Annotated in this window: 16 protein-coding genes; 14 read left to right on the forward strand and 2 right to left on the reverse strand. The window is 69.3% G+C overall.

Features of this window, described 5'->3' with window-relative positions:
• Window positions 1–27 precede the first annotated feature (27 nt).
• Complete coding sequence (locus AOQ37_RS42115) at window positions 28–432, forward strand: acyl-CoA dehydrogenase family protein (RefSeq protein ID WP_078890085.1); 405 nt, start codon at window positions 28–30, stop codon at window positions 430–432.
• Window positions 433–674: 242 nt separating this feature from the next.
• Window positions 675–2,195: a carboxylesterase/lipase family protein gene (locus AOQ37_RS08080; RefSeq protein ID WP_062642702.1), complete on the forward strand. Its 1,521-nt coding sequence runs from the start codon at window positions 675–677 to the stop codon at window positions 2,193–2,195.
• A gap of 218 nt (window positions 2,196–2,413) precedes the next feature.
• Here AOQ37_RS08080 and AOQ37_RS08085 read toward each other — a convergent pair whose 3' ends face one another.
• A complete protein-coding gene (locus AOQ37_RS08085; RefSeq protein ID WP_062642704.1) occupies window positions 2,414–2,851 on the reverse strand; it encodes a pyridoxamine 5'-phosphate oxidase family protein in 438 nt (145 codons plus the stop codon).
• Between the two features lie 820 nt (window positions 2,852–3,671).
• On the opposite strand from AOQ37_RS08085, the gene AOQ37_RS08090 reads away from it, so the two are divergent.
• From AOQ37_RS08090 to AOQ37_RS08100, 3 genes are read left to right on the forward strand one after another with little or no spacing between them, the layout of a single operon-like run.
• Complete coding sequence (locus AOQ37_RS08090) at window positions 3,672–4,085, forward strand: hypothetical protein (RefSeq protein ID WP_234436840.1); 414 nt, start codon at window positions 3,672–3,674, stop codon at window positions 4,083–4,085.
• Window positions 4,086–4,088: 3 nt separating this feature from the next.
• Window positions 4,089–5,204, forward strand: coding sequence for an MAB_1171c family putative transporter (locus AOQ37_RS08095; RefSeq protein ID WP_062642709.1), 1,116 nt, complete (start codon window positions 4,089–4,091; stop codon window positions 5,202–5,204).
• Between the two features lie 22 nt (window positions 5,205–5,226).
• A complete protein-coding gene (locus AOQ37_RS08100) occupies window positions 5,227–6,423 on the forward strand; it encodes an amidohydrolase family protein (RefSeq protein ID WP_062642711.1) in 1,197 nt (398 codons plus the stop codon).
• 42 nt (window positions 6,424–6,465) lie between these two features.
• Here AOQ37_RS08100 and AOQ37_RS08105 read toward each other — a convergent pair whose 3' ends face one another.
• Window positions 6,466–7,368, reverse strand: a complete 903-nt coding sequence (locus tag AOQ37_RS08105; RefSeq protein WP_062642714.1) for a helix-turn-helix transcriptional regulator — start codon at window positions 7,366–7,368, stop codon at window positions 6,466–6,468.
• Window positions 7,369–8,201: 833 nt separating this feature from the next.
• On the opposite strand from AOQ37_RS08105, the gene AOQ37_RS08110 reads away from it, so the two are divergent.
• From AOQ37_RS08110 to AOQ37_RS08150, 9 genes are all read left to right on the forward strand, one after another.
• The gene (locus AOQ37_RS08110) at window positions 8,202–8,561 is read left to right on the forward strand and encodes a hypothetical protein (RefSeq protein WP_234436841.1); all 360 of its coding nucleotides are present in this window, start codon (window positions 8,202–8,204) and stop codon (window positions 8,559–8,561) included.
• A 2-nt stretch (window positions 8,562–8,563) separates the two neighbouring features.
• Window positions 8,564–9,505, forward strand: coding sequence for a hypothetical protein (locus AOQ37_RS08115; protein WP_062642719.1), 942 nt, complete (start codon window positions 8,564–8,566; stop codon window positions 9,503–9,505).
• Window positions 9,505–10,212 carry an ATP-binding protein gene (locus AOQ37_RS08120; protein WP_062642722.1) on the forward strand — a complete coding sequence of 236 codons (708 nt, stop codon included), beginning with the start codon at window positions 9,505–9,507 and terminating at the stop codon, window positions 10,210–10,212. The genes AOQ37_RS08115 and AOQ37_RS08120 overlap by 1 nt, the downstream gene beginning before the upstream one ends.
• A gap of 101 nt (window positions 10,213–10,313) precedes the next feature.
• Window positions 10,314–10,907, forward strand: a complete 594-nt coding sequence (locus AOQ37_RS08125; RefSeq protein ID WP_062642724.1) for a WhiB family transcriptional regulator — start codon at window positions 10,314–10,316, stop codon at window positions 10,905–10,907.
• 5 nt (window positions 10,908–10,912) lie between these two features.
• Complete coding sequence (locus tag AOQ37_RS08130) at window positions 10,913–11,905, forward strand: DUF2637 domain-containing protein (protein WP_062643551.1); 993 nt, start codon at window positions 10,913–10,915, stop codon at window positions 11,903–11,905.
• 92 nt (window positions 11,906–11,997) lie between these two features.
• Window positions 11,998–12,219, forward strand: a complete 222-nt coding sequence (locus AOQ37_RS08135) for a hypothetical protein (RefSeq protein ID WP_062642726.1) — start codon at window positions 11,998–12,000, stop codon at window positions 12,217–12,219.
• 239 nt (window positions 12,220–12,458) lie between these two features.
• Window positions 12,459–12,842, forward strand: a complete 384-nt coding sequence (locus AOQ37_RS41170; protein ID WP_234436842.1) for a plasmid mobilization protein — start codon at window positions 12,459–12,461, stop codon at window positions 12,840–12,842.
• A gap of 2 nt (window positions 12,843–12,844) precedes the next feature.
• Window positions 12,845–14,590, forward strand: coding sequence for a relaxase/mobilization nuclease domain-containing protein (locus AOQ37_RS08145; protein ID WP_062642730.1), 1,746 nt, complete (start codon window positions 12,845–12,847; stop codon window positions 14,588–14,590).
• Window positions 14,556–15,050 carry a hypothetical protein gene (locus AOQ37_RS08150; RefSeq protein WP_234436843.1) on the forward strand — a complete coding sequence of 165 codons (495 nt, stop codon included), beginning with the start codon at window positions 14,556–14,558 and terminating at the stop codon, window positions 15,048–15,050. The genes AOQ37_RS08145 and AOQ37_RS08150 overlap by 35 nt, the downstream gene beginning before the upstream one ends.
• The last annotated feature ends 57 nt before the right edge of the window (window positions 15,051–15,107 follow it).

Raw genomic sequence — 15,107 nt, forward strand, 5'->3', positions numbered from 1 at the left:
CCAAGAAGCGGACCAGAGCCCGACTACATGTGCCTAGCCAGCACCCTCCTCGCTGACTTGAAGGCCCGCCTGGAAGCATGCCGCTATCTGACCTGGAAAGCTTGTGACTACTTTGACAAGAACGGCGGCCACAGCACCGAACTGTCGCTGGTGACCGGGGCGTTCGCCTTCGAGACCGCCGTTCAGGACGTCGACGACGGAATGCGCGCTATCGCGGTTGCGGCGTATGCGACGGCCCGTCGGCCTGCCGGCTTTTTGCGGGACGTCCTAGCCTTCCTCTGTGCAACGGCGCCAGCGGGGGTATGTGCTGACCGCGGTTGCAGCGGCGGTTCGTACAGCCGGGCTACGACTAGTTGGCGGCGGCTGAGGGACAGGACGACACCACGACGGGCAGGCGCTGGGAACGGAGGGCCCGCCCATGTTCGTGCTTAGCCGAGGCCATCCGCGCCGACCTTGACGGCCGATTCGTCCAGCGTGGCGTCGGAGATGGGCCGAGGGTTCCCGTTGAGGTCGGGCCGTGGCCGATTACCGGAGGGCCTGTCTTGTCAGGTTCGCCGTGGTTCCAGTATCGACCTGTTGGTGACGGCCGCTCCGGAGGTCCGGCGGCTCGCCCTGGACGACGGCATCGACCGCGTCGCGCGTACCCTGCGCCGACACCAGGAAGGAACCACACCATGACCGCACCCATCGTCGCCACCACGGGAGGGAAGGTCCGCGGCGTCGAGATCGACGACGGGATCGTCACCTGGCGGGGCATCCCCTACGCGGCGGCCCCGCTCGGCGACCTGCGCCTGCGTCCGCCCCAGCCGGCCGAGCCGTGGAACGGGACACGCGACGCGACACGGTTCGGCGCGCCCGCCGTCCAGCCACCGCTCGGCTTCACGGGCGACGGCCTGAACGTGCTCGCCGAGGGACTCGGCGGGCAGCCCCACGGCCCGTTGCCCGAACCCTCCGAAGACTGCCTGTTCGTGAACGTCACCGCTCCCGTCGATGCCACCCGCCGCCCCGTGCTCGTGTGGATCCACGGCGGCGGCTACCAGCTCGGCCATGGCTGCGACATAGCCGGTGACGGCGCCGGCTTCGCCCGCAGCCACGGCATCGTCGTCGTGACCTTCAACTACCGTCTCGGCGCCCTTGGGTTCCTCTCCGTCTCGGGTGAGAAGCCCACGGGCGCGCTGGGCCTGCACGACCAGATCGCCGCGCTGCGCTGGGTCCGGGACAACATCGCCGCATTCGGAGGCGATCCGTCCCGGGTGACCGTCTACGGTCTGTCCGCCGGAGCGAAGTCCGTCGCCAACCTTCTCGCGTCACCGCTCACCGGCGGCCTGATCCACCAGGCCGCATCCTCCAGCGGCGGGGGAGAACACGTCGCCACCCCGGCCCAGGCGTCCTCCCTGGCCGAACGGTTCTTCCGAGAACTGGGCACGGGCCCGGACCGCATCCGGCAGGTGCGCGCCGAGGACATCCTCGGCGCGCAGGACGCGATCGCCACCGGCGCGCGGGCCACCTGGCTGTGGCGGCCGGCCATCGAGGGTCAGGCCCTCACCGCCCGGCCGATCGACGCGATCGCCGCCGGTGCGGCCCAAGGCATCCCACTCCTCGCGCAGACCTGCGTCGACGAATGCTTCATCTTTCAGCTCGCGGCACCCGATGCGACCGACCAGGCCGAGCGCGTCCTGGAGCAGTACTTCGGCCCGGTCGGCCGCGACGAGATCCTTACCATGTACGCCACCGCGGACACTGAACTGGCCCACGATCCGGGCAAGTTGCGCCTACGGGTGATGACCGACGAGCGCTACGCCGTCCCCACCGCCCGGCTTGCAGCCGCCCAGGCGGCCCATGCCCCGGTCCATCTCTCCCGCTACGACGGCCCGCTCACAGGCCTGCTTCCCGGCGTCTCGTCCTCGGACCGACCGGGAGCATTTCACGGCACGGACGGCGGAGCCATCTGGATTGGAGGCAATGGTGTGGCCGGTCAACTTCACGATGCCTGGGGCAATTTCGTGGTCGTTGGCACACCGGCTGTCGACGGCCTGCCGGCCTGGCCGATCTGCTCCGGCGACCGCAGCGCCACCCTGGTCTTCGACGGCTCCGGTTCCTACCTCGCGGAAGCCCCGAATGCCGCCCGGCACGCGGCATGGGATGGGCGCGACTGGACATCGGGCATGTGGTGGAGCTTCGACGGCGTCCTTTGAGGGATGGCCGGCCATTCGGTACTCGAGGAGGCGGAGGCGGTGCGGACCAGATACCGTCTCGGTCCTTCCCTGGCAGCGACGGCGGTATTCGCCAACGGTGTCTCGGCGGGACACCATCCGCTGCACCGCGACACTGTCGTCGACGGTTGAAGGGTGGGATTAGCTCGGTGAACCAGGCGCTTTCACGGTGGGTGCGGCGAGAAAGCGCCTAGTCCTCGTCAGGCCGTCTTCGGGGCCGTGAGCTTTGGCGCCTTAACCTGGCCGAGGGCCCGGTCGATCGTGATCTCGATGACCACGCGCTCCGGATCTGGTGCCGGCGTTCGTCCGTATCGCTGCCCATAGCGCGTCACGGCGTCGTCCACCGCGTCCGGGTGCGTGCGGACCTCAGCCGTGCCCTCCAGCGTCGCCCAGCGTCCCCCGTCCACTTGGCAGACGGCGACGCGCGCTTGGCCGGGCAGCGCCGCCTGAAGGTTGGCGACTTTCCTGCTCGATTTGCGAGTGATAACCCGGGCGATTCCAGCTTCGGCGTCCATGGTGACCCCGACCGGTACGACGTGTGGGCGGCCGTCCGGCCGAAGTGTTGTCAGAGTGCACAGATGGTACTCGTTCCAGAACTCCAGGTAGCCGTCACCTTGGCGGATTATCTCGGTACTCATGACCGGGAAGCCTAATCGCGAATGATGTCCAGACTGTCCGAAAGTGGTTAGGGCCACACCTCGCCCATCGGTGCAGAGGTCACATAATTTGACATTGATCGCGAAGTTTGCCCCATGTATTCATGGTGAAAATATCTCGGATCGATAACAAATTTAGCGCCCCTTATGAAGTTTGATGTGGGCGCGTCAGGCGTAAGAAGCGCCAGCTCAATGACATGATCCACATCTAGAAGGGCTGATTTGGTGCGTTTTGTTGCTTGGGTGCCACGGTAGCCCGTGGGGTGACTTCCAGCCAGATCCTGATGGGGGCTTCGCGTAGTGTCCGCTGAAGTTCCCGGAGCCCGTCGAAGGTGCTCGATGTAGCGCATTGCTCGTTCGCGCTAGCGACTTTTCGATTACGGAGAGTCTTGGGTGCGCACCGCCGCGCGCCCTGGGCCGGGGTGTTCGCGGTCTGGATCAACCCACCGCCCTCGATGCCCGTGATCACCTTTTCGGCTGCGTCGTGCAACGGGGACTGGACCTGATTCGAAACGGGCGCGGTCGTCGCCCGGCTTCGTGGACGAGCCACCCATGGCTGGTACGAAGGGGATTACTGATGTGTTCGGGAAGAAGTGACCGCGACGCGGCTGAACCCAACGTCTCCGCGCAGGGCGGGGTGAGCCGCCGACGGTTGGGTCGGTGGCGTACCGCTCAGAAGCGGACGGTGGAGCGGGACCTGCACCGTCGCCTACGGCGAGAGCTTCAGGACCTCGGCGTCCAACCTCCGCTTGACGTGGAAGAGCTGTGCCGACTGGTCGGCGAGAGGCGCGGGCGCCCGATCGTGCTTCGAGCCTTCCCGCTGGAGAAGCCGGGCCCCTCCGGGCTGTGTATCGACACGCCGCAGATGGACGTGATCCTCTACCAGCAGGAGACGACCCGTCTGCATCAGCTGCAGATCATCCTGCACGAGCTCTTCCACATCCTCGTAGCCGAGTGGGAGGACGGCGAGAAGCAGGAGGCGCCGGACGACTTCGTCGAGGGCTGGGCGACCCTGATCCCCGTACTCGACCCCAAGTTGATCCGCCGAGTCGCCCGCCGGTGCTCGTACGAGGACGGGGAGGAGTGCCAGGTCGAGCTCGCGGCCACGATCATCCTGGAATGGTCGTCGGTGCTTGACCACGTCACCCCGCTGTCCGAGGACCCCTCGGTCCGCCGTGTTCAGGCGGCGCTGGGCGACCGGCGAGGGTGGCTCTGACCAGTGACCGGAGTAATTCTCCTGGGCCTCGTCGCTGCCGTCGTCTGGAAGCTGTACCAGTGGTCGAGAGCACCCCGTGACGCGCCACTCCGCTCCGTCACGCTCTGTCTGTTGAGCGCCGCGCTGTCCTATCCGCTGGCCATGCCCGGCGGAGCCTCGGGCGTCGACACCGTGGCCGGGCACGGCACCGCGAAACTGATCCAGAACGTGCTGCTCCTGCTCACGGTCTACTTCCTCATGTGCTTCTACCTGTATTCGGCCGACGAACGGGCCGGGCGGCTCCGCGGCAGGAGGGAAGCCCTCGTCGTGGCAGCCGTGGCGGTGGCGATCACGGTCGCCGCGCTGTCGGTTCCGCACGACGTGTTCGCCGGTTCTTTCAGCACGGCGGACATGACGATCCCGCAGATCGCCTTCTTCTACGGCGGCGCCGGTCTGTACCTCATGTACGCCCTCGGCGTCGCCGGTCGGTGGACTCACCGCTATGCCCGCGTGTCGCGGCGCCCACACGCCACGGGTCTGTGGATGGCCGCCATCGGCCTCGGCGTGATGGCGGTGGCCTGCGCCGTCCGCGCGGTCTTCGTCGCCATCCGGTGGAGTGGCGGGACCGTGCCTCAGGCGCTCATGACGGGTGTCGCGTTCCTTCTTGTGGTGTCCATCCTGCTGTTCTTCGTGGGGGTCACCTATCCGGGGGCTCGCTCGCGGGTCACGTCGGTGCGGCTCTGGCTGCTGCGCCGCCGTCACCACCGGAGGCTGGCCCCGCTGTGGCGACTGCTCGCCGAGGCCTATCCGGAGAACGTGCTGCGGCCCGCCTCCTCCGGGCTGTGGGACCGGTGGCGAGCGCGTGGCGTGCACCGCCGCTACCACCGACGGATAGTGGAATGCCGTGACGGACTGGTTGATGTCAGCCCGTACCTGGCCGATGCATCGGAGGACACGGAAGTGCTCGACCTCCCCCCTGCCGTGTTGGCGGATCGCCTTCAGCGCGCCGTGGAGATGATCGGAAAGGGAGCCCTCGCGACACGTCCGGCGGTACCGCTGGCCGTGCCCAAGGAGGACAACCGGGAAGCGGATGTCCGTCAGCTGATCGCGGTGTCGGACGCACTGCGCCTGTCCGCGTAACCACCGAAGTCAAGGAGATCAGATGCTCATCACCGCAGGCCGAGTCCTCGTCGACTCCGGGACGTACCTGGACGACGGCGCAGTCCTCATCAAGGGTGACTCGATCACGGCGGTGGGACCGCGTGCGCGGATCGAGGAGCAGGCGGACACGGACGTTGAACACGTCGCGTTCCCTGGGGGGACAGCCGTGGCCGGCCTTATCGACGCGCACGTCCACCTCGCGTTCGACGGAGGCGCGGACCCCGTGGCCGCGCTCCACGAGTCCAGCGACGAGACCCTGTTGAAGGACATGCGGCGCCGTGCGGAGCAGCTCCTGCGCAGTGGCGTGACGACGGTCCGAGACCTGGGCGACCGCAACGGCCTCGCCCTGCGTCTGGACGAGGAGATCGCCGGCGGCACGACCCCGGGCCCTCGGGTCGTCTCGGCGGGGACGCCCGCGACCCCGCCCGGGGGACACTGCCACTTCCTCGGGGGCGAGGTCTCCGGCGTGACCGAGGTCCGTGATCTCGTACGACGCAACGTCTCGGCGGGTGCCGGCGCGATCAAGGCGATGGTCACCGGAGGCGGCCTGACCAAGGACGGGCCGAAGAGCTGGCAGAGCCAGTTCACCCCGGAGGAACTCCAGGCCCTCGTGGACGAGGCCCACCAGGCTGGCCTACCGGTGGCCGCCCATGCGCACGGCACGGACGGCATCACCGCGGCCGTGGAAGCCGGCGTCGACACGATCGAGCACTGCACGTGGATGACGAACGACGGCTTCGACCTCCGCCCCGACGTCCTGAAGCAGATCATCGACCGGGACATCGCCGTCTGCCCCGCGGTCAGCCCCCACTGGGAGATGCTTCCCCGCTTCTTCGGCGAGGAGCGGGCGGCGGCCATGTTCGATCTCGTACGGCAGATGGCCGACGCCGGCGCCAAGCTCATCGCCGGCACTGACGCCGGCGTCCAGCGCGCCGGGTTCGACGGCCTAGTCCCCGCTCTTTCCTTCTACGCTCACCTTGGCCTGGCGAACAGCAGGATCCTCGACATGGCGACCACCGACGCGGCCGACGCGCTCGGGCTGGGCGGGACGACGGGCCGGATCGCTCCGGGATTCCGTGCGGACCTGCTGGTGATCGACGGAGACCCCTTGGAAGATCTCAGCGTCCTGAAGACGGTCCGGGCTGTGGTCGCCGCCGGTCGCCTCCACGAGCCGGGCACGACGGCGGAGCAGCGGTAGGCATATCGCCTGTCCGCAGCCCGTGAGCTGCGGACAGGGGGGCTACTCGTTCGCGTCAGTTTGCTTCTCCTCCAGCTCCGCCACCAGCTCGTTGACGAGTTCCATCGCCTTCGGCGACAGGCCCTGCGAGCCCATGCCACGGCCCTTCACCCGGCCCACGGCCCCCTTTTTGGCGGCTGCCAGGAGCTGGAGGCCTTCATAGACCTGAGCGGCCACGGCGTCGTTCGGCTCGAAGTACATCCGGGAGACGCCGACGACCGCGGCCAGTGCGTCCAGGACCGCGGGGGACGCGGTCTCGGTAACGCCTGTGCGGAGATCCCGGAAGTCCTCTTCGGTGAGGATCGGCGCCCCGGCATGGGCGTTCACCGCGATCGCCAGCTCCGCGTCCGAGGGCGGACCTTGGGGGCCGGGATACGAGCTGTCCAGGAGCAGAGTGATCTTCTCGGCCAGTGATTCGGGAGGGGTTCCAGGAGCCGAGGTCCTCCCCGCTCGCGATGGTGCGGGTTCTTCAACCTGCACACCCTGCGCCTTGGCGATCGACCGGGCTTCCGCCCGCCGCAGGTCCTCCTCGCTGACCCCGTACGCCGTCGCCAAGGCGGGGACGTACTTGTCCTTGAGCTGTCGCTCTCCGCGTTCGGCCGCCGCCACTGGTCCGGCGCTCTTGGTTCCGATCAGCGCGGCCGTCTCGTACTGGTAGTAGCCGGCATCGCAACGCAGATCGGTGAGATCAGGCGGCCCAGACCGGGGGAACAGTTCGTCGACATCGCTTCCGAGCGCGCGCGCCAGCGCGGACAGTTTCTCCGGATCGGGAGTCTGGGCACCGCCTTCCCAACTGGCGACCGCCGAGTCGGACACGCCCAGAGCCTCGCCCACGGCGGCCTGGTAGATCTCGGCGGCTCGCCGCACCGCACGCAGACGGCTTCGGTCGAAGTGACGAGCAGGCATCGGATCCTCGTTTTTATGGAAGCTGGAGTAGATCCAGTGTGTTGACTTTTTCTTCAGGCGGGAATAGCTTCAGCTTAGCGAAGAGCGAGCGGCGTTGCACCCTTGCTCGATCTTCGTCTTCGCGCTCTGGCGAGGCTCTCGGGCTGAGGGAGGGAGCGAGGGGGGCGGTCGCGATGTCCTGTGCGGGGAGCGCTCTCGGAAGGAATCGGTGCCGGGGAGTTCGTCTCTCGGGCGCCAGAAAGTGCGCGGCTTCGGCCCGGACGAGGCGCGAGGTCGTACTTCGGTCACTGCTTGCCCTTGAACGGTACGCGCGGGTGGCTGTCGCGTGAGGAGTGTTGTATGTCTCTGCTTCATCGAACGGCCATGGATAAAGCCGTTCGGGTCGAATGCCTGGTGCCCGCGGAGATTCCGTCGTGCATCAGCGCCGCGCACCCGCTGATCCTCACGCACTGCGACAGCTTAGAAACCAGGCGCGGGTGCCGAGTTCGGTCTAGGCACGTGTCCTGACGCCCACCAGTCCAGCGATATATGTCGAGTTGGCGTCGAATCCGCTCAGCACCCGCTGCCCGCTGGAGTGTTGACCGCCGTCTGCATATGTTGCTGCTCCCTCGGCGGAACCGCCGAACCCGAACCCCTCAAGGGAGAAACGCGAAAACCACATCCAACTTCAAGTCCGCGGTTCCCAAAGGGAAATGAGACGGCGCCCAGGAGTTAGCAGCTCCCGGGCGCCAAACCCGCCACCCTGAGGGCGCGGATTCATAACCGGGGCGAGTCGGCTGGCCTTTTCGACGAGAACGGCCGTCCCACCCCACCTACGAGTGAGGAATTCTCGCATGCCCGCGTCCCGAAGCGGAAGGGCGCTCGCCGTCCAGCCCGCCAAGGCCGTTGACGCCACTGACGGTATCCGCCAGCACCGCCTCGCTGCCCTCCTGGTGGACATGGTGCCCGGTGCCCGCATCATCCGCGTCTCGCAGCACCAGCCCAGCCAGACCTGGCCGAGCCCCTACACCCGCGCGTACGACGAGCGGGGACAGCCCATACCCCTCAACCGGACCCAGCGCGTGGCCGCCGCCCGCTGGGTGATCCGCGCCTTCCCCGAGGCGAACTGGGACGAGACGCGCGACCTCGACCTGACCAGCGGGACCCTGCGCCCCGCCGCCGAGGCCTGCGCTCGCTCGGACGGGGGCCGTTGACCGTGGCCCGGATCCGAACGATCAAGCCCGAAGCCTTCGCGTCCGAGTCGCTCGCCGCGGTCTCCCTCGCCGCGGAGCGGACCTTCTTCGGCCTCCTCACCCAGGCCGACGACCACGGACGCTTCCGCGACCAGCCTGCCGTGATCACCGGACTGCTGTGGTCGCTGCGCCCGGAGCACGGCCCCGTGGACGTCGAGGACGACCTGACCCAGCTCGCCGCCGCCCACCTGATCTGCCGCTACGAAGACGACGAGGGCAAGCGGTACCTGCACATCGTCACCTGGCGCCAGCACCAGAAGATCAACCGGCCCAGCGGCGTCCGCTTCCCCGCCTGCCCGCACCACGACATCGAGCAGCCCACCCCGGACGCACCACGAACTCACGGAGACGGCAGTGAGTCCTCCGTGAACACTCACGGAGGACTCAGTGAGGGCTCACGCACCCCGCACGACCTTCCCGACCATCACAAAACCGCAGCTCAGAGCACACTCCGTGAGCCTTCACGGACCCTTCATAGAGGACTCAGTGAGCCCTCGATGAGCCCTCACGGTCCGGATCTAGGACCTAGGAACTTGGATCTAGGAACTACTTCTCCTTCAGGGGGCGCAGGCGCCCCCGCACCGGAGACCGTCTCGACCCAGCAGCTCATGGCCGAGTACGCCGCCGCTTGTGCCCACCGCCCGCCCAGCGGAGTGCTCGGTCACCTCGGACGGGAGACCGCCAAGCTCCTCGCCGAGGGCATTGATCCGGACCACATCCGAGCCGGGCTGGCCCGCCACCGGGCCAAGGGACTGCACCCGAGCACCCTGCCGAGCCTGGTCCACGAGGCGATGAACGCCACCTCCGCCGGTTTGGTGCGGACGGAATCGCGGCCTAACGTGCCCGGTCACCGGGCCTGGGCCAACCCCGCCGACCCTGCCGCCGCCTATGCCGAGGAGCTGTGATGCGCGACCGTGACGCCCAGCCCGTCGGCGGCATCGCCCGCCGCCTGGCCAACATCCTCACCTCTCGGGGCATCGACCCGACCGCCCCGCTCACCGATCCGGTCGAGCCCATCCCCGCCCTCCAGGCGGCGCAGGCCCGCATCCCGGCCCGCTATCAGACAGCCGTCGCCGACCACCCGGCGGTCGCCGCCTGGGTTCGCGAAGTCGCCCAGGCGGGGCGGCCCGGGATCGCGGGGGCCCCGGGACTTGCCCAGGGACGCTCGCTGCTGATCGTCGGCACCACCGGCACCGGCAAGACGCACCAGGCGTACGGCGCGATCCGGTCGCTGCTGATCGCCGGGGTCCGGCTGCGCTGGAAGGCGACCACGGCCGCCGACCTGTACGCGGAGCTGCGACCCCGCCCCGGGCACGACGGTGAGCGGGAGCTGATGGACCTCGCCCGTTGCCCGCTGCTGATCATCGACGACCTCGGCGCGGCCAAGAACAGCGAGTGGACCGAGGAGATCACGATGCGGCTCATCAACCGCCGCTACAACGAGATGCTCCCGACGCTGATCACCACCAACCTCGGCATGGCCGACCTGCGCCAGCACATCGGCGACCGCGTCGCCTCCCGGCTCACCGAGATGACCGACAAGGTCATCCTCGACGGTCCCGACCGCAGACGAGCCCTCGCAGCCGAGCGTCGCCGCATCGCCGCCACCTGATCCCTGCCGCGACCGGCTGCCACCGCTTCCGCCTCCTTCACGCACCAACCCCTGGGCCGCGTATGCCCAAAACGCGCCCGGGGCGACCCGGAGACACCCACATGCACAGCACCGAGAACCAGATGCCGCGCACCCTCGGCGACCTCACCTGGCACGAGAGCGCCGCTTGCCGCTCGACGACCCACCACCAGGTCGACCCGGACCTCTTCTTCCCCGAGCCGGACGAGATGGACCGCATCCGCGCCGCCAAGGCCCTGTGCGCGCAGTGCCCCGTCCGCACCACCTGCCTCGACGCCGCCCTCGAAAACGGTGACCGCGACGGCATCCGGGGCGGCATGACCGAAGAGGAACGCGACCCCCTGCACCGCAAGCTCCACAGCCGCTTCGACTACGCCCGCGTGAACGCCGTGCTGGCCGGCCGAGACATCCACCTCACCCAGGCGGAGCGCGACGCCGTCGTACGCGTCGCCTACCAGGCGGACATGCCGGCCGAGCGGCTCGCCTGGCTGCTCAAGGTCACCGAGGAGCACGCTGAGAAGCTCTACCGCCGCACTCGCCGGGAGATCCGCAACCGGGCCGTCGACCAGCAGAAGAAGGGGAACAAGGGGAAGACGAAGCCCAAGAGCCCTACGAAGGTGCTCAAGGCATCGGCAGCGGAGACACCCGCACTCGACGATCTCGGGACGGCCGCGTGAGCGACATGGTGCCCATACCGGCGCGGATCACCGGCTGGGACCGAGCCGCGATCGTCGCCCTCGGCGGCGCAGGCTGCGCGCTCTCGTACGACGCCCTGCAGCAGATGGCCACCGCCATCCACGTCCGCGGACCCCTCACCTTCCTCTTCCCCCTGGTGATCGACGGCTTCATCGCCTACGGAGTACGCGCCCTCCTGGTCCTGCGTACCGCCTCCTTCACCGCCCGCCTCTATGTGTGGATGCTGTTCGGCACGGCGACGGCCGCCAGCATCTGGGCCAATGCCCTCCACGCCGTGCGCCTCAACCAGCAGCGTCCCGAAGGCGACGGACTGCGGCTCGGCGACGTCACCGTCGGCGCCCTGTCCACCATCGCTCCGCTCGCCCTGGCCGGAGCCGTCCACCTGTACATCCTCATCGCCCGGCGGGTCACCGAACCCGGTCACCACGGACACCCGGACACCTTCGGTGTCCGAACCGACCGGATCAACACTGACCGGCCGCACGCGGCGGACGGACACCGGCCGACCCCGGTCACCTCCGGACACTCGGCCGCACTCTCCGCGTCGGAGAGCAGTCGTCCGGCGGTCACCTCCGGCTCGGAAGTACCGCGAGCGGCTGACCGGGAGGAACCGTCGGGACACCCGGAGAGCGTGCCGGAGCCGGAGCCCGCGCATGACGGAGACGCCGTTGACCTGGTCGGACACCCGGTCAGTAGACCGGTCCCGGTCGCCCGCCTGCGGCTGGCCGCCTCGTCCGTCACCGAGTCGGAGACCGGCCCGGACACCTCGGACAACGGCCGTCCGGACACCGCCCCGCCGGCGGACACCCTTCTGCCGATCGCCCGCGAGGCGGTCGCCGACGCGGGCAAGGTCACCCGCGAGGTCGTCGCGGACGCCATCCGCGGACAGGGCAAGACCCTGGCCAACGACCGGCTGACCGCCCTGATGCGACAACTCCGCGCCGAGACCGGCCAGGACTCGGCCACCAAGACCGGCTGACCGAACGGCCCGGACGGGCGGGCGGCCAACGGCAACAGCCGGGCCGCTCGCCCGCACCCCACCAACTCCCGTCCACGCACCGGAGACACACGATGCGCACCACACCGGTCACTCCTGCCGAAGCCGACGCCTGGATCACCGTGCTCCGGCGGTACGGGCACCTCCACCGCGCCGAACCCGGCCCGGATGGCACCTGGACCGTGCAGCGAACCCCCGCCAGCACGCCCCGCACCCTGCACCACCCGGTCCTCGCCCTCGACTTCGTCGCCGAGGTCCTCCGCGACGTGCGCCGCGCGAAGGCCCAGACGCTCTGATGACACCCTCTGAGTCGGCCGACACCGCCTCCGACCTGCAGCAAGGCGACTGCCCGGCACGCGGCGGAGCAAGCTGTACCTTCCGAAACTCCTCCGCGGCCCGTGGCCGCGGAGGAGTTTCGGAAGGGTTTACCCCCGCCTCGGGAGGGGCGGGGGAGGCCAGGCACCAGAGGGTGCCGGGCTCAGAGGCTGCGACCGAGGGCGGATCGCAGCCAGGGGAGGAACCGAACCCGCCCGCCATGCCGCGTACGCGCCCTCGCCTGCGCCAGAGCGTGCACCGCGACCAGGTCCGCAGCGTCCGCCTGACCCACGACGAACTTGAGCTGGTGAAGCGCGCCGCGGAAGCTGTTGGTCTGAAGACCGCCGGGTTCCTCGCCGACGCCGCGGTCGCGGTCGCCCAGGCCCAAGGAGGTCCCCAGCCTTGGCTGTTGGACCAGCGCGGCCGGGTCGAAGAACTGATGGCCGCCAGTGCACAGCTCGCCCGCGCCGGCAACAACCTCAACCAGGTGGCCCGCATCCTCAACTCCGGCGGTCAGGTGGAGTACGCGGACGACGCGGTCGCCCGTGTCCTGCGGGCCGCGGACCGGGTCGAGGCCGCCGCGATCGAGATCGCGCGGCGCTGACCGTGGTCCCCGACATCTCCACCGGCAGCCGCACGTATGGACTGCTCAACTACCTCTACGGGCCGGGCCGTCGGGACGAGCACACCGACCCGCACCTCGTCGCCTCCTGGATGCCAGGGCTCGCCCCCGACCCCGGCCGCGATCCGGCCGCCACGCTCAAGCAGCTCACCGACCGACTTGACCTGCCCGTGCTCGCCCTCTCGAAGAACCGCCGTCCGGCCCGGCACGTGTGGCACTGCCCCGTCCGCACTGCGCCCGGCGACCGGCACCTCAGCGACGCGGAATGGGCCGAGGTCGCCCGCCGCATAGTGCACGCCACCGGCATCGCCGAAGACGGCGACGCCAAGGCCTGCCGGTGGGTCGCCGTACGCCACGCCGACGACCACGTCCACCTCGTCGCCACGCTCGTCCGCGAAGACGGCCGCCGCCCCCGCCGCCACGAGGACGGCATCCGCGCCCAGGCCGAATGCCGCAAGATCGAGAAGGAGTTCGGCCTGCAGATCCTCAACGGCGGCGACCGCACCGCCGCCCAGCGCCCCACCAGCGCCGAACGCTCCAAGGCCGAGCGATCCGGCCGAACCGAGACACCCCGCGAAACGCTGCGGGAAAGCGTCCGCCACGCCCTGGCCGGAGCCGCCAGCGAGGAGGAGTTCTTCCACCGCCTCGCCGAGGCCGGCCTCCGGGTCGAACAGCGCATCGCCCCGTCCGGCGACACCCTCGGATACAAGGTCGCCCTCCCCGGCGACCGCAACCGCGACGGCGCACCCGTCTGGTTCTCCGGATCGAAACTCGCCCCAGACCTCTCCCTCCCCAGGATCCGACAGCGCCTCGACGCCGGACGCCCCGACGACGAGCCCGTCACCGACCATGCCGATGAACGATCACCTCAACCGGCCCGCGCCCGACGCCAGGCCGCCCCGGTCGCCGAACGGGCGGCATCGATCCTCGACGGGAACGACGACGAGGACTCCGCCGCCCAACTGGCCGGCGTCGGCGAACTCCTCGACGCACTCGCCCAGACCGCCCCGACCTCAACCCGCAAGGAACTCGCCGAGGCCGCTCGCGACTTCGAACGCGCCACCCGTTCCCACATCCGTGCCGAGCGCGCAGACAACCGCGCCATCCGCTCCGCCGCCCGCGGCATCATCCGCGCCGGCAACGCCCTCGGCAAAGGCGAAGACGGTGGCGCCACCGCGATGCTCCTGTCCACGATGGTCCTCGTCACCATCGCCGCAGTGCGCTGGCACTCCGCCCGCGGCCACGCGCAACAGGCAGCCGCTGCTCAACGAGCCGCTCAACACCTGCGCAGCGCCTACCGATCGGCCGCCGCTGTCTCCATGCACGCGATGCGCGAGCACGGTCGGCGCCTCCCCGAACCCGTACGTGAGCGGTACGCCGGCACCCTCGAAACCGCCCTGCCAGAGCAGGCCGACTCCGTACGCCGCGAACCCGGTTGGGACGCCCTCGCCGTCACCCTGGACCAGGCCGAGCGCGCGGGACACGACCCCGATGCCCTGCTCCAGCAGGCCATCGAATGGCGCGAGCTGGACACCGCAGACAGCGTCACCGATGTCCTCGTCTGGCGACTGCGACGCATCGGCAAACTCCCCGCCACCATGGACCCGCCCCGCGCCCGTACGAACACACGGACAACGCAACCACGCCCTCACCCATCCCCGCCACAGGTACCCGAGACGCCGGCTGAGACCCGCCATGTCGACCCTCGCTCCCGAGGACCGAGGCGCTGAGCAGCACGAAGAGCTGGACACCCACGGCCGGTACCTGTTAGGGCTGGTTGATATGGAGAAGGAGACGATGCAGATACTCAACGAAGGCCTCCACCCTCAGAGAACCGTTCTGGCGGAGACCGCCCTCGGTGACGACCCCCTGCTGCGGCTCCAGCAGGAGACGCAGCTCGGCGACGGCAGCATCGGTCTCCGTGCCACCACCCACCCCGAGGAAATCGTCATCACCGGGATCCCCGTGATGTGCCCGCAGTGTGGCGCCCGGCGTGACTGGATGGTCATCTGTGACCGCGACGAGGTCAGCATCCGATGCCGCTGTGCACACCAGTGGGTGGAGCGCGAACTGACCCGCGCGGACTACGAGGCGATGATCGACGTCGGAGGCCAGGACTACCCGAACTTGGAGGCCGCGGCCCAGGCCGCGGGCTACGACGGCACGTTCGCTGGCGTCTACGTGGATTGACGAGTGGAATCGCCTGTGAAGCATTGCCCGGCGCCCGGTCCTGCCATCTGACATCGC

The sequence above is a fragment of the Streptomyces maremycinicus genome (genome assembly GCF_001184025.1).
Taxonomy (GTDB): domain Bacteria; phylum Actinomycetota; class Actinomycetes; order Streptomycetales; family Streptomycetaceae; genus Streptomyces; species Streptomyces maremycinicus.

Coding starts and splice junctions, on each gene's coding strand:
- AOQ37_RS42115 (WP_078890085.1), top strand. CDS start 28: ATGTGCCTAGCCAGCACCCTCCTCGCTGACTTGAAGGCCCGCCTGGAA.
- AOQ37_RS08080 (WP_062642702.1), top strand. CDS start 675: ATGACCGCACCCATCGTCGCCACCACGGGAGGGAAGGTCCGCGGCGTC.
- AOQ37_RS08085 (WP_062642704.1), bottom strand. CDS start 2,851: ATGAGTACCGAGATAATCCGCCAAGGTGACGGCTACCTGGAGTTCTGG.
- AOQ37_RS08100 (WP_062642711.1), top strand. CDS start 5,227: ATGCTCATCACCGCAGGCCGAGTCCTCGTCGACTCCGGGACGTACCTG.
- AOQ37_RS08105 (WP_062642714.1), bottom strand. CDS start 7,368: ATGCCTGCTCGTCACTTCGACCGAAGCCGTCTGCGTGCGGTGCGGCGA.
- AOQ37_RS08110 (WP_234436841.1), top strand. CDS start 8,202: ATGCCCGCGTCCCGAAGCGGAAGGGCGCTCGCCGTCCAGCCCGCCAAG.
- AOQ37_RS08120 (WP_062642722.1), top strand. CDS start 9,505: ATGCGCGACCGTGACGCCCAGCCCGTCGGCGGCATCGCCCGCCGCCTG.
- AOQ37_RS08125 (WP_062642724.1), top strand. CDS start 10,314: ATGCACAGCACCGAGAACCAGATGCCGCGCACCCTCGGCGACCTCACC.
- AOQ37_RS08130 (WP_062643551.1), top strand. CDS start 10,913: ATGGTGCCCATACCGGCGCGGATCACCGGCTGGGACCGAGCCGCGATC.
- AOQ37_RS08135 (WP_062642726.1), top strand. CDS start 11,998: ATGCGCACCACACCGGTCACTCCTGCCGAAGCCGACGCCTGGATCACC.
- AOQ37_RS41170 (WP_234436842.1), top strand. CDS start 12,459: ATGCCGCGTACGCGCCCTCGCCTGCGCCAGAGCGTGCACCGCGACCAG.
- AOQ37_RS08150 (WP_234436843.1), top strand. CDS start 14,556: ATGTCGACCCTCGCTCCCGAGGACCGAGGCGCTGAGCAGCACGAAGAG.